This window comes from Rhodococcus sp. Leaf278 (assembly GCF_001426085.1).
Classification (GTDB): domain Bacteria; phylum Actinomycetota; class Actinomycetes; order Mycobacteriales; family Mycobacteriaceae; genus Rhodococcoides.
In genome coordinates this window covers 247,118-270,033 of record NZ_LMRR01000002.1, presented here as the reverse complement: position 1 = coordinate 270,033, position 22,916 = coordinate 247,118, and the positions used below count along the sequence as shown (strand labels likewise).

The 22,916-nt window shown below is 65.0% G+C and carries 3 protein-coding genes; all 3 read left to right on the top strand.

Features of this window, described 5'->3' with window-relative positions; genetic code table 11:
• Positions 1-9 precede the first annotated feature (9 nt).
• The 3 genes from ASG84_RS03845 (at position 10) to ASG84_RS03835 (ending at position 22,895) form a co-directional block, all read left to right on the top strand.
• Positions 10-1,203, top strand: a complete 1,194-nt coding sequence (locus tag ASG84_RS03845) for a glycerate kinase family protein (RefSeq protein WP_057475690.1) — start codon at positions 10-12, stop codon at positions 1,201-1,203.
• Positions 1,204-1,276: 73 nt separating this feature from the next.
• A complete protein-coding gene (locus ASG84_RS03840; protein ID WP_057475689.1) occupies positions 1,277-1,702 on the top strand; it encodes a PPOX class F420-dependent oxidoreductase in 426 nt (141 codons plus the stop codon).
• A gap of 283 nt (positions 1,703-1,985) precedes the next feature.
• Positions 1,986-22,895, top strand: coding sequence for a non-ribosomal peptide synthase/polyketide synthase (locus ASG84_RS03835; RefSeq protein ID WP_235581519.1), 20,910 nt, complete (start codon positions 1,986-1,988; stop codon positions 22,893-22,895).
• The last annotated feature ends 21 nt before the right edge of the window (positions 22,896-22,916 follow it).

Here is a 22,916-nt window from a genome sequence, read left to right as displayed (position 1 = left end):
CCGATCACCATGCCCTCTTCTACTCCTCTCCGCTTCGTCGTCGCCCCGTCCGGGTTCAAGGAATCTCTCGGTGCCGACGAGGTCGCATCGGCCATCGCTGCGGGTATTCGCCGGGTGGTGCCCGGCGCCATCGTCAGCTCGGTTCCCCTGGTGGACGGGGGTGAAGGGTCCGCCCGTGCACTTGCCGGTGCCACGCTGGGGAAGGTGATCGATGCCGTCGTGACCGGACCGGTAGGCGCGCCGGTCGCTTCCCATTTCGCTTTACTGGGAACCGACGGGCCGGTCACCGCGGTCGTGGAAATGGCGGCGGCTGCCGGCCTGTCGCTGGTTCCGCGAGACATGCGAGACCCGACGGTCACCACGAGTCGGGGAGTCGGTGAGCTCATCCGCGCTGCCCTCGACTACGGTGCCGAGCGAATACTGTTGGGATGCGGCGATTCCGGTACTTCGGACGGCGGCGCGGGACTGCTCCAGGCGCTCGGTGTGAGACTGCTCGATGCGGACGGCCTCGAGTTGGGCGATGGCGGAGGACAGTTGGTCCGTCTCGATCACATCGATGTGTCCGGCCTCGATCCACGTCTGGCTCCGGGAAGCGGGGTGGAGATCAGGGTTGCGTGCAATCCGCACAACATCCTGTGTGGACCCGGGGGAGTGGCCCGAATCTTCGCGCCGCAAAAGGGAGCTACACCAGAGCAAGTGGAGGTGCTGTCGGCAGCAATGGACCGCTGGGCCGAGGTGTTGGAGCGTGATGTCTCGACACGGCCTGGAGGCCTGAACCTGCGCACCGGGCCCGGGACGGGGGCGTCGGGCGGGATGGGTGCCGGCGTGGCGGCGGTCCTGCGAGCGGAGCTCCTACCGCGCTTCGAGGTGATGCTCGATCATGTCGACCTCGACAGCCTCATATCGACGGCAGATCTGGTGTTGACCGCCGAGGGGTCCATCGACAAGCAGACGCCGAAGGGAAAGATCCCCACGGAGGTCGCCCGCCGAGCAAAGCTCCACGGCAAACCTGTGGTCGCGCTCGCGGGCACCATCGGTCTCGACGCCCGGGCCAACTACGACTCGGGTATCGACGCCTTTGCCGGCATTCTGCCTTCGCCGGTCGAATTGGTCGAAGCGCTCGAACGAGGTGCCGAGTTTCTGACCGATGCCACGGAGCGGGCGATGAGATTGATTTTGATCGGAGCGACCCTGGGCCGCTGAGTCGGGTCGGGCAGACCTGCCGAAGTACGCGAGATCGCAGATCCTGTCGGCCCAGCCGCGTAGCGTATCTGCGATGACGTCGATCACCGATCCGCGTGTGCGTGAGTTCCTCTCCGCGGGAACCCGCACCGGCAAGCTCGGGTACCTGGCCTCCGACGGCAGGCCGCTGGTGGCACCCATCTGGTTCCTCGTCGAGGGCGACGAGATCGTGTTCAACACGGGTGCGGACACGGCCAAGGGCAAGTCCATCCGCCGAGACCCCCGTGTGGTCCTGACCGTCGATCTCGAGCAGCCACCGTACGGTTTCGTCCAGGTGCAGGGAATTGCATCGGTCGACGAGGACCCGGCGGAGCTGGTTCGCACCGCAACCGAGATCGCAGCCCGGTACATGGGCCGCGAGCGTGCCGAGGAGTTCGGCACCAGGAACGGTGTTCCGGGCGAATTGATCGTTCGGGTGACCCCGAACAAGGTCATCGCCGCTTTCGACATGACGGCATGACGACCGACGATCTCTCCGCACTGGGCACTGTAGATTGACCGGGTGCCGAATCGAGTCGGAGTGTGTCGGGTGAACCCGAAACGGGTACCGGCATGTAACGGTCTTGTACATACGTACGGATATGTACTGAAAGGTAACTTCGAGTTGTCACCGGTGAGAAAATAGAGAACGAAGTAAGCAACTTGCTCGACGTGTTCGGTGCCCACCGATCGCTGCTGGTTCAGCAGTCGGTGGGGGCGCGTGTGATTGTGGGAAAGAGAGGCTTCGATTGGACCCGCTAGGTGTGGAAGATGCTGGACACGACGACGGAGTCGGTAGTCCTGAGCATTCGTCGTTCCCCCTGTCACCGGCCCAATTGGGAATGTGGTTCGCGCAGCATGTGGACCCGGCGGTACCCGCGAACATCGCCCAGTACATCGAACTGCACGGTGACCTCGATGTGGAGCTTCTTCGCCGGGCCTCGTCCCAGGCTGCGCTGGAGCTGCAGTCCGGATTCGTGCGCCTCCTCGAAATCGATGCCGAGCCTCGGCAGATCGTCGACCCCACGCTCGACGACTCCCTGAACTGCTTGGACCTGCGCGGTGAAGCCGATCCGCGCGCTGCCGCTCTGAAGTGGATGCACGACGACTACAGCGCGCCCATCGACGTCCTTCGGGACCGGTTGATCGCCGCTACCGTGCTGCGTCTGGACGACGATGTGTGGTTCTGGTACGAGCGCGTGCACCACGTGGTCCTCGACGGTTTCGGTGCCGTCACCTTCATGAATCGCGCTGCTGAGCTCTACACGGCAGCAGTCGAGGGCATCGAGCCGACCAAGAATCTGGCGTCGGACCTGACCAAGGTCTACGACATCGACGTGGCCTACCGAGACTCGAGCCGCTTCGAGGCGGACCGCGAGTACTGGGCGTCGCGCATCGACGGCATCGACGGAGTCACCACCCTCGCCGGTCACACGGCCCCGCCCGCGGCGAAGAGTCAGATCGACACCACGGCTCTGTCCGCGGAGACCATGGAACAGCTCGAGGCCCTGCGCACCCGGACCGACACGACGATGGCCACCATCGTCATCGGTGCATTCGCTGCCTACCTCGCCCAGATGACCGGTCGCGAGGACGTCGTGCTCTCGCTGCCGGTGACCGCGCGCACCACCGCGGTGCTTCGCCGTTCCGGCGGAATGGTCTCCAACGTCGTGCCTCTGCGGCTCGACGTCGCAGGCGACACCACCGTCGAAACGCTTCTTGCGCGCGTCAACGCCGAGGTCTCCGGAGCCCTACGGCACCAGCGGTATCGGCACGAGGACATTCGCCGTGACGCGGGCGGTGCCAGCGGTCAGGCATCGTTCTTCGGCCCATGGGTCAACATCATGCTGTTCTTCGGCGAGGTACGCCTCGGCTCGATGGTCGGCGGTATCAACATCCTCTCCACCGGCCTGATCGAGGACTTCGGGCTCAACCTCTACACGAGCGTCGCCGGTTCTTCGACCCACATCGACTTCGAGTCCAACCCCAACTTGTACGGGCCGGAGCAGTCCGGGCGAAATCATGAACGGTTCGTCGACTTCATCGGCCGGTTCGTGGCCTCGGCTCCCCACGATCGGGTGTGGGATCTCGCGCTCACCGACGGTGACGAGCGTGAGCTGGTCGTCGAGAAGTGGAACGCAACCGAGCACGAGACGAGTCCGCGTACGCTGCTGTCCGCCTTCGAGGCAGCCGCGGCGGCGCACCCGGACTCGACTGCGTTGGTGTACGAGGGGGAGAAGCTCACCTACGGTGAGCTCGCCGGTCGAGTCAACGGCCTCGCTCGTCAGCTGATCGACATGGGCGTCGGCCCCGAGACCCTCGTAGGCCTGTCGATCCGTCGTTCGTTCGACCTCGTAGTCGGCATGTACGCCATCGTGGCGGCCGGCGGTGCCTGGGTCCCGATCGATCCCGATCATCCCGCCGATCGCACGGCGTACATCCTCGATTCCGCTCGGCCACGGTGTGTGCTGATCTCCTCCCGCGACGATGTGACGTTGCCGAAGGGAACCGAAACGGTTGCAGTGGATCTCGTCGACCACTCATCGGTGTCCTCGGACCCGATCCGAGATGCCGAACGCACTGCACCACTGTCTCTTTCGAACACCGCGTACGTCATCTACACCTCGGGTTCGACCGGTCGCCCGAAGGGTGTCGCCGTCGAGCATCGGGCGATCCACAACCAGATGGAGTGGATGCTCGCGGAGTATCCGATGGACGCGTCCGACGTCTATCTGCAGAAGACGGCCACCACCTTCGACGTCTCGCTGTGGGGGTTCTTCCTTCCGCTGCGGGTCGGCGCGACGATGGTGCTCGCGACACCCGACGGGCATCGCGACTCGGTGTACGTAGCCAACAAGATCGCCGAACACCGGGTCACCGTGACCGATTTCGTGCCGTCCATGTTGACGGTGTTCGTAGCCAATGCGCCGGCGCACACCTGCAGTTCACTGCGGCACGTGTTCGTGATCGGTGAGGCGCTGCCGGTCGAGACCGCTGCGTCGTTCCGGGCGATCTCCACTGCTGGACTGCACAATCTCTACGGACCCACCGAGGCTGCCGTCTCGGTGACGTACTACCCCAGCGGCCCGCAGGACAGCCGAACAGTTCCGATCGGTGTGCCCGAATGGAACACCAAGGCGTTCGTGCTCGACAGCCGCTTGCGCCCCACACCGATCGGTGAGTCGGGTGAGCTCTACCTCGCCGGAGTTCAGCTCGCACGCGGATACGTGGGCCGACCCGATCTGAGCTCGGATCGCTTCGTGGCCAACCCGTTCGGCGTCGGCGGCGACCGGATGTACCGCACCGGCGACCTCGTGCGTTGGCGCAGCGACGGAGTGCTGGATTACATCGGACGGACCGATTTCCAGGTCAAGTTCCGCGGCCAGCGCATCGAGCTCGGCGAGATCGAGACGGTTCTGCTCTCCCACGAATCCATCTCGCAGGCAGTGACCCTCGTGGTGCAGACGGTCACCGGCGACCAGTTGGTGGCGTACGTCGTCGCGGCTCCGGGACGATCGATCGAATCCGCAGCGGCAATCGAATTCGCCGGACACGCGCTGCCGTCGTACATGGTGCCGGCCGCGGTGGTCGTTCTCGATGCACTACCGCTGAACACCAGCGGCAAGCTGGATCGAAAAGCGTTGCCGGAACCCGTGTTCAGCAGCGCGAAGAAATATCGGGCACCGAAGAGCCGCGCGGACTACGTGGTAGCGGGCATCTACGAGGATCTGCTCGGGGCCTCCAAGGTCGGCTTGGACGAGGATTTCTTCGAGCTCGGCGGCAACTCGCTGATCGCTACCCAGTTGGTGACCCGTGTGGGCAGTGCGCTGGGAGTGCGGCTCGGCGTTCGAGAGCTGTTCGAGGCACCCACTGTCGGAGCGCTCGCGGCCAGGGCGGAATCGGCCGCCCGGCTCGGAGCGGACGTACCGGTGTTGGAGGCCAAGGAACGGCCCGAGCGCATCCCGCTTTCGCCTGCGCAGCAACGGATGTGGTTCCTCAACCGTTTCGACCCCACCACCGCGGTATACAACCTGCCCTTTTCCGTCAGTCTGACCGGACCCCTCGACGTGGTCGCCCTGTCGGCTGCATTCGCCGACGTCGTCGATCGACACGAGACACTGCGGACCGTGTACCCCGAGGTGGACGGTTCACCCGAGCAGGTCGTGCTGGAGGCGGCTCGAACCCCGGCGACCATTCAGCCGGTGCGCATCGAAAGGCGTGATCTGGGCGGTCACTTGCACGAATTGGTCGGAAAGGGATTCGACGTCACGGTCGACACACCCTTCCGAATCGCGCTCTTCGAGATCTCACCGACCGAACACGAACTCGCCATGGTGCTGCACCACATCGCCGCTGATGGCGCGTCGTTCGGTCCGCTCGCACGGGACGTGCTCGTGGCCTACGCGAGCCGGATCAACGGGCGCGCACCGGAATGGACGCCGCTCGAGGTCCAGTACGCGGACTATGCGTTGTGGCAACGGGCTGTGCTCGGTCCCGAGACCGATCCGCTGTCGATGGCATCCCGCGAAATCGCTTACTGGAGCGCGACTCTCGAGGATCTGCCGGACCAGCTGTCCCTGCCGTCGAGCAGGCCCCGCCCCGCCGTGTCCTCGAACGCGGGCAGCAAGCTGCGCGTCGACGTTCCGGCGAACCTGCACGCCTCGCTGACGCAGCTGGCGCGCGCGAACAACGCCTCGCTGTTCATGGTGATGCAGGCGGCGTACGCGCTGTTACTCGCCCGACTGAGCGGTACCACCGACATTGCCATCGGAGCGCCGGTGGCGGGTCGCGGTGAGCCCGCGCTCGACGATCTGGTCGGCATGTTCGTCAACACCCTGGTACTGCGCTCCGATGTCGATCCAGGGTTGACGTTCGAGGAACTCCTGGAACGAGTCCGCGACACCGACTTGTCTGCATTCGCCCATGCGGATGTTCCGTTCGAGCGACTCGTCGAGGTCCTCAACCCGGTCCGCTCGACGTCCAGGCATCCGTTGTTCCAGGTTGCGATCTCGTTGGAATCGGCGATGTCGCGGGAGCTCACGGTCGGCGGACTCCGCGCGGTGGCTGCCGAATTCGACGTCCCCATCGCCAAATTCGACGTACAGCTGTGGCTGACCGAGCATCTGGACGACGGTGTGCCGGCGGGCATCGACGCGGTGTTCGAGTACGCGACGGATCTGTTCGACGCAGAACTCGTGGACAGTTTCGCCCGTCGGTTCCTCGACATTCTGGGTGCCGTCACCGATGACCCGACGGTTCCGGTCGGTGACGTCGACATCGTCGATGCCGCGGAGTACGAGCGCGTGGCATCGCAGTGGAACGTGTCGGGAGTCGACGTCTCCCGAGAGGTGACGCTGGTCGACCTTCTGGACGCAGCGGCGTCCGCGAACCCGAACGGAGTCGCAGTTCGCTTCGATGGCACGTCGATGACGTACGCCGAGTTCGATGCACGTACCAATCGTCTTGCGCGAGTGCTGATTTCCAGCGGAGTCGGTCCCGAGAGCCTGGTCGCGGTCGCTCTGCCCAGGTCGGCAGAGCTCATCGTCGCTCTCGTTGCGGTGGTCAAAGCCGGTGGCGGGTACCTACCGGTGGACCCGAGCTACCCGCTCGACCGCGTCGAGTACATGCTCGACGATGCACGACCCACGTCGATTCTGTTCTCCGGTGCGAACCGGGTAGAGCTGCCTTCGGACGTCGAATCTCGTATCGGTACAGAGCTGCTCGATCTCGACACGATCGACCTCTCGGCGGAATCGAATGCGCGTGTCACCGACGAGGATCGGGTGCGTCCGCTGCGGCCCGACAACGTCGCCTACGTCATCTACACCTCGGGCTCGACCGGTCGCCCCAAAGGCGTGATGGTGCCGCATCGCAACGTGGTTCGGCTGCTCGCCAACACCGATTCGGTCTACGGCTTCGGTGCCGACGACGTGTGGACGATGTTCCACTCCTATGCATTCGACTTCTCGGTGTGGGAGTTGTGGGGCCCGTTGCTCTACGGCGGCACGCTGGTGGTCGTGGACTACTTCACCTCGCGATCGCCGGAGGCATTCCACCGGTTGCTCGTCGACGAGCGAGTGACCGTGCTCAACCAGACGCCTTCGGCGTTCTATCAGCTCTCCGAGGCCGATCGCGTCGCGGCAACGGACGGCGGCGAGCTGTCGCTTCGGTACGTGATCTTCGGCGGTGAAGCACTCGAACAGCGCCGGCTCAGCGGGTGGTTCGAGCGGCACGGGGACACCGCGCCGCGCTTGATCAACATGTACGGCATCACCGAGACCACTGTCCACGTGTCCTACCGACAGCTCGGTTCTGCGTCCCTCGGGAACAGTGCGTCGGTGGTCGGCAAGCCGATCGCGGGTCTGCGCGTGTTCGTGCTCGACACCCGACTACATCCGGTCCCGGTGGGTGTTCCCGGCGAAATGTACGTCGGTGGTGGACAACTCGCTCGCGGCTACCTGGGTCGCCGAGACCTGACGTCGACTCGTTTCGTGGCGAACCCGTTCGCCTCGGGGTCCGAGGACGGCTCGCTCCTGTACCGAACGGGTGACCTGGCGCAATGGAATGCCGGGGGTGAGCTCGAATACCTCGGACGCTCGGACGATCAGGTCAAGGTGCGCGGATTCCGCATCGAGCTCGGCGAGGTCGAGGCTGCGGTGACGGCCCAGCCGACGGTCACTCAGGCTGCCGTCGTCGTCCGTGAGGATTCGCCGGGTGCGGCGCGTCTTGTCGCATACGTGGTCTCCGCTGCGGTCGAGGGTCGACCGATCGTGGACATCGAGGACCTCAGGTCCGGTATCGCGACAGCCCTTCCGGAATACATGGTGCCGTCGGCATTCGTTGTGCTGGACGCGATTCCGCTGACGGTCAACGGTAAGCTCGATCGCCGGGCACTGCCGGCTCCGGTGTTCGAGGTGCGCGAGTTCCGCGCTCCCACGACACCGATCGAGGAGATCGTCGCCGACGTGTTCGCAGACGTTCTCGGCGTGGAACGCGTGGGTCTCGACGACGACTTCTTCGAACTCGGCGGTAATTCGCTGATTGCCACGCAGGTGGTCTCGCGCCTGGGAGTCGCTCTCGATGCGACCGTACCGGTGCGCATGCTGTTCGAGGCCTCGACGGTTGCCCTGCTTGCCGTGCGCGTCGAGCAGGCCGCAGGGGAAGGTGGACGCACCGCGCTCGTCGCGACAGTGCGCCCGGAGCGTATTCCGCTGTCGCTGGCGCAGCAGCGAATGTGGTTCCTCAACCGGTTCGACGCCGATTCCACCGCATACAACATTCCGTTCGCATTGAAGTTGACCGGCGAACTCGATGTCGCGGCGCTCCAGGTTGCGATCATGGACGTGATCGACCGGCACGAGTCGCTGCGCACGGTGTATCCCGATACCGCCCACGGCCCGCAGCAGTCCATTCTCGACGCCGCTCAGACGGTGCCGAACCTGATGCCGATTCCGACGTCCGCGGCCGATATCCAGCGGCAGGTTTTCACGTTGGCGTCGACGACGTTCGACGTGACCGTCAATGTCCCGATTCAGGCCCGACTCTTCGAGATCGGCCCTCGCGAACACGTCATTGCCATGGTGGTGCACCATATTTCGGCCGACGGATGGTCGATGGGTCCGCTGGCGCGCGACATCATGATCGCGTATGCCTCACGAACTGCCTGGGAGAACCCGGCATGGATGCCGTTGGAGGTCCAGTACGCCGACTACAGCCTGTGGCAGCGCTCGGTCCTCGGGTCGGAGGACGATCCGCAATCGCTCATCTCCGGCCAGGTCGACTACTGGGCTCGGATGCTGGCAGGGTTGCCGGATCAGCTCGATCTGCCGACCGATCGGCCTCGCCCGAATCGTCAGTCCTACCAGGGTTCGTCGATCAGGTTCGAGGTGCCGGCCGAGGTCCATCGTGGCCTCTCTGCGCTGGCCCACACGCACAACGCGTCACTGTTCATGGTCGTCCACGCGGCACTGGCAGTCCTGCTCGCACGACTCTCGGGCACCGAGGACATTGCGATCGGTACCCCGGTCGCCGGTCGCGGCGACGCAGCCCTGGACGACGTGGTCGGCATGTTCGTCAACACCCTGGTACTGCGTACCGACATCGAAGCGGGTCGCACGTTCTCGGAGCAGATCGGGCGCGCGAGGGAAGTGGCGCTCGGCGCGTTCGGGCACGCCGATCTTCCGTTCGAGCGGCTGGTCGAGGTGCTGAATCCGTCTCGTTCGCAAGCACGGCATCCGCTCTTCCAGGTGATGCTCTCGTTCGAGAACCTCACCCGTACGCACGTGGACCTCCCAGGTCTGTCGGTGGACAGCGTCGCGCTCGACGCCGAGGTGGCGAAGTTCGATCTCCAGTTGACCGTCACCGAGTCCATCGGAGTAGACGGACGCGGACAGGGCATGGCCGCCGAGTTGACGTACGCGACCGACCTGTTCGATGCCGAGACGGTACGCGGCTTCTCCGATCGTTTCGTGCGGATGCTGACCGCTGTGGTGGCCGATCCTTCGGTGTCGGTGGGCGACATCGATCTTCTCGACGACGGTGAGCGCGAGAGAGTCGTGACCGCGTGGAACCACACCGCACACGATGTGCCCGAGCACGTGACGCTCGTCGACCTGTTCGACCGTCAGGTCGTCGCGACTCCCGACGCGCAGGCACTGGTGTTCGAGGGTGAGCAGTTGACGTACGCGGAGTTCGCTGCGCGTGCGAATCGTCTTGCGCGGCATCTGGTGTCGTTGGGTGTGGGCCCCGACTCGCTCGTCGGGCTCGCTGTCGGTCGTAGCCTCGATCTGTTCGTCGGTATGTATGCGATCGTCAAGGCGGGGGCGGGCTACGTCCCGATCGACCCCAAGCAGCCGGCCGACCGCAACGAGTACATCGTGGCCACGGCTGCGCCGGTACGGGTGTTGTCCACGTCGCGAGATCATGTCGAATTCGCAGGCGTCGAGACGATCGACATCGATACGCTCGACGTGTCGACGCTGTCCTCGGCTCCGCTGACCGATGCCGATCGAATCTCTCCGCTACGACCCACGAACACGGCATATGTGATCTTCACGTCGGGATCGACAGGCCGCCCCAAGGGTGTCGGGGTCTCACACGATGCGATCGTCAATCGACTGTTGTGGATGCAGGACGAGTACCCACTGACCGCCGAGGACGTGGTGCTGCAGAAGACACCGTCGACCTTCGATGTGTCGGTGTGGGAGTTCTTCTGGGCGTTGCAGAACGGTGCTTCGGTGGCCATCGCGATTCCCGACGGCCACCGTGATGCGCTGTATCTACTGGATGTCATTGCACGCGAGCATGTTTCAGTGGTGCACTTCGTGCCGTCGATGATGTCGGTGTTCGTCCCCGAAGTGGAGCGCCGCCGCGCGTCGGGTGCGTCGTTGCGCTTGGTCTTCGCCTCCGGCGAAGCCCTGCCTCCCACTACGGCCCTCGCGCTGCGCCGTGCGGTGAAGGGCGTAGGGCTGCACAACCTGTACGGACCCACCGAGGCTGCCGTCGATGTCACGTACCACGCAGTGACGGACGAAGACTCGGATGTCATGCCGATCGGTGCTCCGGTGTGGAACAGCGCGGTCTATGTGCTGGATTCACGGTTGAACCCCACTCCTGTCGGTGTTGCGGGTGAGCTGTACCTCGCGGGTGCACAGTTGGCTCGGGGCTACGTCGGGCGACCGGACCTGACCGCGGATCGGTTCGTGGCGCATCCGTTCGCGACGGCCGGCGCGCGCCTCTATCGCACCGGCGACGTCGTGCGCTGGAACCGGCACGGCGAACTGGAATACGTCGGACGCTCCGACTTCCAGGTCAAGCTTCGCGGCCTGCGCATCGAACTCGGCGAGATCGAGTCGGCGCTGCTGGCGCAACGTTCGATCTCTCAGGCGGTCGTCGTCGTGCGTCGCGAGCAACTGGTCGGGTACGTCGTGCCGTCCGGTGCCTCGGTGGACACCGGAGCCGTCCTGGCGTCGCTGCGGGCTCGGCTCGCGGAATACATGGTGCCGTCGACCCTGATCGTGCTCGCGGAGTTCCCACTGGGCGCGAGCGGAAAGCTCGATCGAAAGAGCCTGCCCGATCCCGCCTTCGAGGTGACCGAGTACCGGGAGCCCACGAACGACATCGAACGTGTCGTCGCCGACGTTTTCGCTCAGGTGCTCGGTATCGAGCGGGTCGGTCTCGACGACGACTTCTTCGATCTCGGCGGTAACTCGCTCATCGCAACACAGTTGGTGTCTCGGCTGGGTGTCGCACTGGATACTCGCATCGCGGTGCGAGAGCTCTTCGACACGTCGACCGTGACCGACCTTGCTGCTCGGTTGGGCACGCTGGTCGCTACCGGTAGTCGCCCGCCACTGGTTTCGCAGGAGCGTCCGGAACACATACCGCTCTCGTTGGCCCAGCAGCGCATGTGGTTCCTGAACAAGTTCGACGTGGAATCGGCCGCCAACAACATCCCGATCGCCGTACGTCTGTCCGGTCTGCTCGACCGCCGCGCGATGCAGATCGCCGTGTCCGATGTCGTTGCTCGGCACGAGTCTCTGCGCACGGTGTTCCCCGAGACCGATGGCACCGCTCATCAGGTCATCGTCGACGCGCAGTCGGCCACCCCCGACCTGACGCCTGTCGACATAGCCGCACACGACGTGGCGGACGCGATGCGTGAATTGGCCACCACCGGCTTCGACCTGTCCAAGGATCTCCCGTTCCGGACGAGGCTGTTCGAGGTCAGTCCTACCGAGCACCTGTTGGTATTCGTCGTCCACCACATCGCGGCCGACGGATTCTCGTTGGGCCCGCTGACTCGTGACGTGATGAATGCGTATGCAGCGCGGTCGATGAGCCAGGAGCCGTACTGGTCTCCGCTGCCCGTCGATTACGCCGATTACAGCCTCTGGCAGCGCGAGGTGCTCGGGTCCGAGAACGATCCCACCTCCATCGTCTCGCAGCAGATCCACTACTGGACAACGGCACTGGCCGGTCTACCCGACCAGTTGGACGTGCCTTCGGATCGACCGCGACCCGCCGTCGCCTCGAACAATGGTGCGCTGGTGCGATTCTCCATCGACGAGGATCTGCATCGCGGCCTGATCGACGCCGCGAGAGCCGAGAACGCCTCGCTGTTCATGGTGGTCCACACCTCGCTGGCCGTGCTGCTGTCGCGATTGTCCGGTGAAGCCGACATCGCGATCGGAACTCCGGTCGCCGGTCGCGGCGAGGCCGCACTCGACGACCTGATCGGTATGTTCGTCAACACTCTCGTCCTTCGAACCGAGATCGATACCGCCCGCCGGTTCGACCAGGTGCTCGCCGATGCTCGCGAGACCGATCTGTCGGCGCTGGCACATGTCGACGTTCCGTTCGAGCGGCTCGTCGAGATCCTGAATCCTGCCCGTTCAACGGCGCGTCACCCCCTCGTGCAGGTGGTTCTCGCGTTCCAGAACCTGGGTCAGAAAGATCTGGAACTGCCGGGATTGTCGGTGTCCACCGTCGACTTCGAAACCGTGGTCTCGCTGTTCGATCTCCAATTCACGTTCGTGGAAAAGATCGGTCCGGCCGGTGCCCCTCAGGGCATGGTCGTCGACGTCACCTACGCGACCGATCTGTTCGACGAGGACACCGTCCTCGTCCTGTGCGAGCGACTCGTCACCGTTCTGGGTTCGGTAGCGGAGAACCCCACGGCCGTGGTCGGCGAGATCGAGCTTCTCGACGACAGCGAACGCACTCGAGTTCTCCGTGAGTGGAACGACACCGAACACCCCGTCGACCGCTCGCAGACCTTGGTGTCGTTGCTCGAGGCCCAAGTCGAGAAGACGCCGGGCGCAACGGCTCTGGTGTTCGAGGGTGAGTCACTGACGTACGCGGAGTTCTCGAGTCGCGTCAACCGACTCGCTCGCGTGCTGATCGCTCGCGGAGTCGGGCCGGAGACATCGGTTGCCGTCGCCGCTCGCCGGTCGATAGAGCTGCTGGTCGCCATTCATGCCATCGTGACGGCCGGCGGTGCCTACGTCCCCATCGATCCGGATCAGCCTGCCGAACGTACCGGCCACATTCTCGATACTGCGGCACCCGTGTGCATTCTGACGACCGGCCGCGACGGGTTCACCTTCGACGCGAGTGTTCCCGCCCTGGACATCGCCGAGAATTCCGCCGAGAACCTCGACGTGTCGGACGCTCCGATCCTCGACGCGGATCGACGCGCCCCACTGCTGCCGTCGAATGCGGCTTACGTCATCTTCACCTCGGGCTCCACCGGAGTCCCCAAGGGCGTTGCCGTGGCACACATGTCCATCGTCAACCGCCTGTCGTGGATGCGAGAGCACTTCCCTCTGACCGCCGACGACGTGATGCTGCAGAAGACTCCGGTGACATTCGACGTGTCCGTACCGGAGCTGTTCTTCCCGCTGCAGATCGGTGCGACGTTGGTGATCGCGAAACCGGACGGTCACCGCGACCCGACGTATCTTGTCGACCTCATCGTCGAACGATCCATCACCGCTGCTCATTTCGTGCCTGCACTGCTCGAGGTGTTCGTCGGCGAGGACGGTGTTTCGCGCGCCGAGTCGCTGCGGATGGTGTTCGCGTCCGGTGAGGCCCTCTCCGCAGGGGTGGGCGCTCGGCTCCGGGCCGTCTTGCCGAACACGACGCTGCACAATCTGTACGGTCCGACCGAGGCTGCGGTCGAGGTGACGTCATACGACGTGACCGAGGCCGACCTCGACGTGGTGCCGATCGGTGCCCCGGTGTGGAACACCCGGACGTACGTGTTGGATCCACGCTTGCGGCCGGTGGCACCCGGAGTTGCAGGCGAGCTCTATCTCGCGGGCGTGCAGTTGGCGCGCGGATATCTGGACCGTGCCGACCTGACCGCCGACCGATTCGTCGCCGACCCGTACGGCGAGCGCGGCGAGAGAATGTATCGCACCGGCGACCTGGTGCGTTGGCGTGACGAGAACCGTTCTGGTGCAGCCGGATCGGGTGGGGTGATCGAATACCTCGGCCGCACCGACTTCCAGGTCAAGCTCCGTGGACTTCGTATCGAACTCGGCGAGATCGAAACTGTGTTGCGGCGCCATCCCGGTGTCGGATCGGCTGTGGTGCTCGTTCATTCGAGCGAGGTCACCGGCGACCAGCTCGTCGCTTATGTCGTACCCACTCCGGGGTCGACCCTGGACCCGGCCGAGCTGACCGCGACAGCCGCACGTTCGCTCATCTCGTACATGGTCCCGGCGGCATTCGTCGTACTCGATTCACTGCCTCTCACACCGAGCGGCAAGCTCGATCGTCGATCACTACCGGATCCCGAGATCGTTCAACGCGAGTTCCGAGCACCGAGCACCGCCACGGAAATCGTCGTGTCCGATGTGTTCCGCGAGATTCTGGGCGTCGACAGTGTGGGTGCGGACGACGAGTTCTTCGCACTCGGTGGAAATTCGCTGGTGGCGACGAGAGTGGCGTCGCGTATCGGCGTCGCACTCGACACCACCGTGTCGGTTCGCGCAATTTTCGAGGCCGCCACGGTGTCTGCGCTCGCAACCCGGCTGGACGAGCAGTCCGGTTCGCGGGGACGAAAGTCGTTGGTGCGCAGCCAATTGCCAGATACGGTCCCGCTGTCGCTCGCACAACGCCGCATGTGGTTCCTGAACCAGTTCGACGTCGACGCCGCAACGAACAACCTCCCGGTCGCTATCGAGCTGACCGGAACGCTCGACGTCGATGCCTTGGCTGCTGCCGTCGCCGACGTCGTCGAGCGGCACGAGTCGTTGCGCACGGTCTATCCGGAGGTCGACGGAACTGCGTCGCAGGTCATCGTCGACGCCGCGCAGGTCGTTCCGGAACTTCGCGCCCGTCCGGTCACCGAGGCCGAGATCGTCGGTGAACTCACCGATCTGTTCATGGGCGGATTCGACGTCGCCACGGCACCGCCGCTGCGGGCAGCGCTGCTGCGGATCGAACAGGACCGTCATGTCCTGGCGTTCGTGACCCACCACATCGCTGCCGACGGCTACTCGATGGGACCGTTGACTCGTGATCTGATGATCGCCTACGGGGCCAGGTCTTCCGGCGTGGCACCGAACTGGGAACCGCTGCCGGTTCGCTACGTGGACTACACCCTGTGGCAGCTCGCGGAGCTCGGTTCCGAGGACAATTCGCAGTCGCCGATCTCGACGCAGATTCGGCACTGGTCGCGCACGCTGTCCGGACTACCCGACGAAATCACGTTCCCCGGCGATCGGCCTCGCCCGGACACCTCGTCGTATCGCGGTGGAAACGTCGTCCTGACTGTCGGTGCTGCAACCCGTACGAGCCTGGTGGATCTGGCCCGCGACCATCGGTCGTCTCTGTTCATGGTGCTGCACACCGCACTCGCCGTACTGCTCGCGCGACTGTCGGGTGAACGGGACATCGCGATCGGTACACCGGTCGCAGGCCGCGGCGACGAGGCACTGGACGATGTGATCGGCATGTTCGTCAACACCCTGGTGTTGCGCACGGACGTTGCCTTGGATTCGTCGTTCGTCGCTGCTCTGGAACATGTCCGGGATACGGATCTGTCGGCCTTCGGCCACGCGGACGTTCCGTTCGAGCGTCTCGTCGAGGCTCTCGATCCGGCTCGTTCGGCCGCGCGACACCCGTTGATCCAGGTGATGCTGACGGTGCAGAACATGGAGCAGACCGAACTCGAGCTGCCCGGACTGCACGTGCGCGGACTCGACCTCGACATCGTCACGGCCAAGTTCGATCTGCAGTTCACGTTCACCGACAATGCCGACGGCAGCACGCGACTCGACGTCACCTATGCTCGCGACCTCTACGACGAGGACACCGCCCACAGCTTCGGTACCCGGTTGCTGCGCATTCTCGACACGGTCGCCGAGAACTACGGCGCTTCGGTGGGAACCATCGAGTTGATGGACACCGCCGAGCGCGACCACGTTCTGGCGCTTGCCCGTACGGCACCCGCAGTCGCGGATACGCCGGATACGCTGGTGGACCTGTTCGCCGCTCGCGCCTCCGAGGCACCCGAGTCGGTGGCCGTGGTGTTCGGCGATCGCAGCTCGACCTACCGGCAGATCGACGAGGCATCCAATGCACTGGCCCGCCGTCTGTCGGCGGTCGGAGTGGGGCCGGAAAGCCTTGTCGCCGTGGTGCTTCCGCGGTCCACCGACCTCGTCGTCGGTTTGCTCGCGGTGCTCAAAGCAGGTGGCGGCTACGTCCCGATCGATCCGTCCTACCCGCTCGATCGCATCGAGTTCGTGCTGACCGACTCGCGTCCTACCGCCCTGTTGACCTGGTCCGGGGTCGAGGTGGATCTACCGACGACATTGCCGCGCGTGGAGATCGACTCGTCCGACGAGGCGGTCGACACTGCGCCGTTGGAACCGACCGAACTGCGTTCACCGCGCTCCGACGCACACGTCGCCTACGTGATCTACACGTCGGGGTCCACCGGTAAGCCCAAGGGCGTGGTGATTCCGCATCGCAATGTCGTTCGCCTGCTTGCGAACACGCAGAGCGAGTTCGACTTCGGTCCCGAGGACGTGTGGACGCTGTTCCATTCCTTCGCTTTCGATTTCTCGGTCTGGGAGCTGTGGGGGCCGCTCACCACCGGCGGCACCGTGGTCGTCGTGGACTACTACACCTCACGGTCGCCGGAGGCTCTGCGGGACTTGTTGGTTTCCGAGCGTGTCACCGTGCTCAACCAGACACCGTCGGCCTTCTACCAGTTGGACGAGGCCGATCGAACTGCGGCCACGACAGCCGATTACGCGCTGCGGTTCGTGATCTTCGGCGGCGAGGCACTCGAGCTGCGCAGGCTGTCCGGCTGGTTCGCCCGGCACGAAGACAGCAGTCCGCGACTGGTCAACATGTACGGAATCACCGAGACCACGGTGCACGTGTCGCACCGCGAGCTCGATGTGACCTCGGCCGCGTCCGCCTCGGGATCTCTGGTGGGACGGGCGATTTCAGGACTCGCGGTCTACGTACTCGACTCCCGGCTCGGGCTTCTGCCGGTCGGAGTTCCCGGCGAGATGTACGTCTCGGGCGGCCAGGTCGCGCGCGGATATCTCGGACGAGCAGGATTGAGCGCCACCCGTTTCGTGGCCGATCCGTTCGCTGCGGACGGATCGGTGCTGTACCGCACCGGCGATGTCGCACGGTGGTCCGCTTCGGGTGAACTGGAGTTCGTCGGGCGAGCCGACGATCAAGTCAAGATCCGCGGATTCCGGATCGAGCTGGGCGAGGTCGAATCCGCTGTCGCCGCCGCGGCGACCGTGGGCCAGGCAGCCGTGATCGCTCGCGAGGACGCTCCGGGCTCTGCGCGACTGGTTGCATACGTGGTGCCCGCTGCGGGTTCTGTCGTGGACGTCGACACCGTGCGTTCGTCGGTCGCCGAGAACCTCCCCGACTACATGGTGCCGTCCGCGTTCGTCGTACTCGACACCATTCCGTTGACGGTCAATGGAAAGCTCGACCGGCGCGCGCTTCCCGCGCCCGCAGCTCAGCTTCGGCAGTTCCGTTCGACGTCCACTCCGATCGAGCAGATTGTCGCCGGTGTCTTCGCCGCTGTGCTGGGAGTGGATCGCGTCGGACTCGACGACGACTTCTTCGAGCTGGGTGGAAACTCGCTCGTCGCAACCCAGGTGGTCTCTCGGATCGGTGCCGCCCTCGGCCGAAACGTGCCGGTGCGGACGCTGTTCGAGGCATCGACGGTCGAGTCGCTGGCGAACCGTGTCGAACGAAGCTCCGGGCCCGAGCGACCAGCGCTGGTGGCGCGGCCGCGACCGGACTTCGTCCCGCTGTCGCTGGCGCAGCAGCGCATGTGGTTCCTCAACCGGTTCGACAACTCGTCGACGGCCTACAACATCCCGTTCGCGATGCGGTTGAGCGGCAACCTCGACGTCGACGCGCTCGAGCAGTCCGTCCTCGACGTCATCGAACGACACGAGACCTTGCGTTCGGTGTACCCGGACTCGCCGGACGGACCACATCAGGTGATCGTGCCGATGTCCGAGGTGCGCACAGCACTGACCGTCGTGGACACCGATGCCGAATCCGTCGCCACTCGCGTCGGTGAACTGTTGGCCACGACGTTCGACGTCACCGCGTCGATCCCGTTGAAAGCGGAGCTCTTTCGGGTGTCCGACACCGAGTTCGTACTCGGAATGGTCATCCACCACATCAGTGCCGACGGGTTGTCCACCGTTCCCCTCTCGACCGACGTGATGACGGCGTACGCCGCGCGCTCCCGCCGGTCCGATCCGCAGTGGTCTCCGTTGGCCGTCCAGTACGCCGACTACGCGCTGTGGCAGCGGGAGGTACTCGGCGACGACAGCGATGCCGACTCGATCGCAGCGCAACAGATTCGGTACTGGACGGACGCGTTGGCCGACCTTCCCGAGCAACTGGATCTGCCGTTGGATCACCCACGGCCTGCCGAGCAGACCTTCCGCGGCAGCCGCATAGATTTCCACATCGATGCCGAGATTCGGGACGCCTTGGTTGCGCTCGCACGTACCCACAACGCAACGGTGTTCATGGCCGTGCATGCAGCATTCGCGACACTGCTGGCCCGCATCTCCGGATCGCAGGACATCGTGGTCGGCACCCCGATCGCCGGCCGCGGCGAAGCGGAGATCGAGAACCTCGTCGGCATGTTCGTCAACACGCTGGTCTTGCGTCTCGACGCGCGCGCCGATGCCAGCTTCGAAGATCTTCTGACAGCGGCTCGCGAGACCGACCTGCAGGCGTTCGCGCACGCGGACATTCCGTTCGAGCGTCTGGTCGAGGTGGTGAATCCGACACGTTCGACGGCTCGGCATCCGCTGTTCCAGGTGGGCTTCTCCTTCCAGAACTTCGTGCGCCGCAGCTTCGAGTTGGACGGTCTCGACATCTCGGCACTCGACACCGACTCGACGACGTCTCAGTTCGATCTGCACCTGATCGTCACCGATGCGCCCGGATCGAGCGACCCACAAAGCAGTGAGCCCGGCGGATTCGGGGCGATGTTGACCTACGCCACAGATCTGTTCGACGAGCGAACTGCCCGGACTTTGGTCGATCGGTTCCAGCAACTGTTGGCCGCGATAGTCGCATCGCCTTCGACCGCCATCGGCGATCTGGATCTCTTGCTCGGCGAAGAGCGCGAGACCATCGTCGCTCGCTGGAACGACACGCATCGCAGCATCGCCGAGAGCACGCTGACCGACCTCTTCGCTGCATCGGCCGCGCGAGATCGCAGCGCCGTGGTTCTGATCCACGACACCGGAACACTCACTTACGGTGAATTCTCCGATCGCGTTGCACGGCTGGCGCGGCATCTGATCTCTGTGGGGGTCGGACCCGAAGTACGTGTGGGCCTTGCGATTCGGCGCTCCGTCGATCTCCTCGTCGGCATGTACGCGATCTCGGCCGCGGGCGGTGCCTATGTTCCGCTCGACCCGGATCAGCCTTTCGAACGCAACTCGTTCGTCCTCGAGACGGCCGAACCCTTGTGTGTGCTCGTCGCCGCGAGCGGTGCGGACGAGGACGGGATCGCCTCGATCGCGACGGCCGTCGACATCACGCAACTGGACCTGTCCGGCTATTCCGCCGAGCCGGTGACTCCGCACGAGCGGTCGTCGTTACTGCGCCCGGAGAACACCGCGTACATCATCTTCACCTCGGGCTCGACCGGGCGACCCAAGGGCGTCGCAGTGAGCCACGGTGCCATCGTCAACCAACTCGAGTGGATGCGGGAGGAGTACGGCCTCGGCAGCGAGGACGCGTCGCTGCTGAAGACGGCGGCAACGTTCGACCTCTCGGTGTGGGAGTTCTGGTCTCAGCCGACGTCGGGCGGACGAGTCGTCATCGCGGCTACCGACGCGCATCGCGATCCGGATTACCTCCTGGCGGCAATCCGCGAGCACGAGGTGACGACGCTGCATCTGGTGCCCTCGACGTTGACGATGCTGACCACTGTCGCCGGCGGTTCCCTCGGACCCTCCTTGCGTCGTGTGCTGGCCATCGGCGAAGCACTTCCGGCTGCTCTGGCGCAGGACTTCCGGCGTCGGAACACCGCCGAGCTGTACAACCTCTACGGGCCGACCGAGGCCGCTGTATCGGTGACGGCTCACCCGGTGACCGATGCCGACACGGTTGTCGTCCCCATCGGTGTGCCGGAAGCGAACACTGCTGTCCACGTTCTCGATTCGCGTCTGCACCCGGTTCCGGCGGGAATCACGGGCGAGCTGTACCTCGCGGGTGATCAGCTCGCACGCGGATACTTCGGCCGCGAGGATCTCACTGCGGAACGGTTCGTTGCGAACCCGTTCTCGGCGGACGGCGAGCGGATGTACCGCACCGGAGACCTGGTGCGGTGGCGTCGGGCGGACGGCGATTCCGAGGGTGCCGAACGGGCACGACTCGAGTACGTCGACCGAGTCGACTTCCAGGTCAAGATCCGGGGATTCCGGATCGAGCTCGGCGAGATCGAAGCCGCAGTGCGCACACTGCCGCAGATCGCCGAAACCGCCGTCGTGGTCCACCGGGACTCGGTGGTCGGTCAGCAGTTGGTCGCGTACCTGGTAGGTGTCGACGGATCGGCTCCCGATACGGCGGCAGCCGAGAAGGATCTCGCGCGCGTCCTGCCGTCGTACATGATCCCGGCCGCGTTCGTCGTGCTCGAAAGGCTTCCGCTCAACGCCAACGGCAAGCTCGATCGCGCGGCACTTCCGAACCCGGAGTTCGCGACAGCCGAGTTCCGGGCACCGGTGGGGCCCGTCGAGGAGATCGTCGCGCAGACCGTCGTCGATCTGCTCGGCCTCGACCGCGCCGGACGAGACGACGATTTCTTCGCGCTCGGCGGCAACTCGTTGATCGCAACGCAGTTGGTCTCTCGTCTCGGACAGGCGCTCGATGCGCAGGTTCCGGTGCGCGCAGTGTTCACCGCATCGACGGTCGAGGGCCTCGCAGCACACATCGCGCCCCTCGTCGGCGGGGGAGCGCGTCGGGAGCTGACCTCGGTCGCGCGGCCCGAGGTCCTGCCGCTCTCGGTGGCACAGGACCGAATGTGGACGATCAACCGAGTCGATCCGGAGTCCGCCGCGTACAACATCCCGGTGGCGGTCCGACTGACCGGCGAACTCGATGTAGCTGCTCTCGCGGCTGCGTTCGACGACGTGGTGGCCCGACACGAGATTCTGCGGACCCGGTATCCGGAGGGCGCGGACGGTCCGATGCAACTCATCGGATCGGTCGCCGACGTCGGGGTCGACCTGACCCCGGAGAAGGTCGACCGAGACGCGATGCCTGCCCGCCTGATGGAAGTCCTGGGGACAGGTTTCGACGTCACGACCGAAGTGCCGGTACGTGCAGCTCTGCTCGAGGTCGGTGCGGACGAACACATACTGGCCGTTGTCGCGCACCATATTTCCGCCGACGGTTTCTCCATGGGCCCGCTCATCCGTGACGTGATGGTGGCCTACACGGCACGCGTCGACGGAGGCATGCCCACGTGGGAGCCGCTCGACGTCCAGTACGCCGACTTCGCGATGTGGCAGCGCGAGGTACTCGGCAGCGAGGCCGACCCGGACAGCGCGCTCGCCCGACAGCTGTCCTACTGGACCGAACGACTGGCCGGAGCTCCGGAAGTGCTGGAACTACCGACCGATTCACCGCGTCCGGCTCGGCCGTCGATGCACGGCGCTGCCTATCGGTTCACCATCGGTCGGGATGTCGCCGGTCGCATCGAGGAGATCGCGCGGGAGCACGCGGCCACCACGTTCATGGTGGTCCACAGCGCGTTCGCCGTCCTGCTCTCGCGGCTGAGCAACTCCACCGACATCAGCATCGGCACGCCGAGCGCGGGCCGCGGTGAGCAGAAACTGGACGACCTGGTCGGCATGTTCGTCAACACTCTGGTTCTGCGTACCCGCGTGCAGCGCGCCGATTCGTTCCTGGATCTGTTGCAGCAGGCCAAGGAGACCGATCTCGCCGCGTTCGGCAACGCGGACGTGCCGTTCGAGCGTCTCGTCGATGCGCTCGGTCGGGCCAGGTCCACTGCATACACGCCGTTGTTCCAGGTGATGCTGACGTTCCAGAACCACACCACCGGAACGTTCGAGCTGCCAGGACTGCGCATCGAGGCGCTCGACGCCGGCGACGACCAGGCGAAGTTCGACCTGCAGTTGACCGCGGTCGAGTCGTTCGACGAGGCGGGATCACTCGCTGCGATCGAGGCGACGTTCACCTATGCGACGGAGCTGTTCACCGAGACAAGTGTGGCGATCTTCGCCGAGCGCTTCGGAAAGATCCTCGAGGCGGTCACGGCCGATCCGATGGTGGCCGTGGGCTCCATCGACGTTCTCACCGACGACGAGAAGGCCGAGTTCGCACCCAAGGCCACTCCGAAGACGATCGACGACCTGCCCGAGTTGGTGGCGCAGGCCGCGGCCGTGGCACCGGACGAGATTGCGTTCGAGCACGAGTCGACACGGGTGACGTTCGCCGCCATGAACGACAAGGTGACGCAGACGTCGGCGACGATGGGCGGTGCCATGAAGCCGCAGGCACTCATGACGGTGACATTGTCCGCTCTGGTGCCCGGCATACTTCCGGCCCTCGGTGCACAAGGGCTCACCACGGCTCTGGCATCGTTGATCGAACGTGCGGAGTCGGTGATCGCGTCATCGTGAGCGGTGCCGATCCCGGCAGTA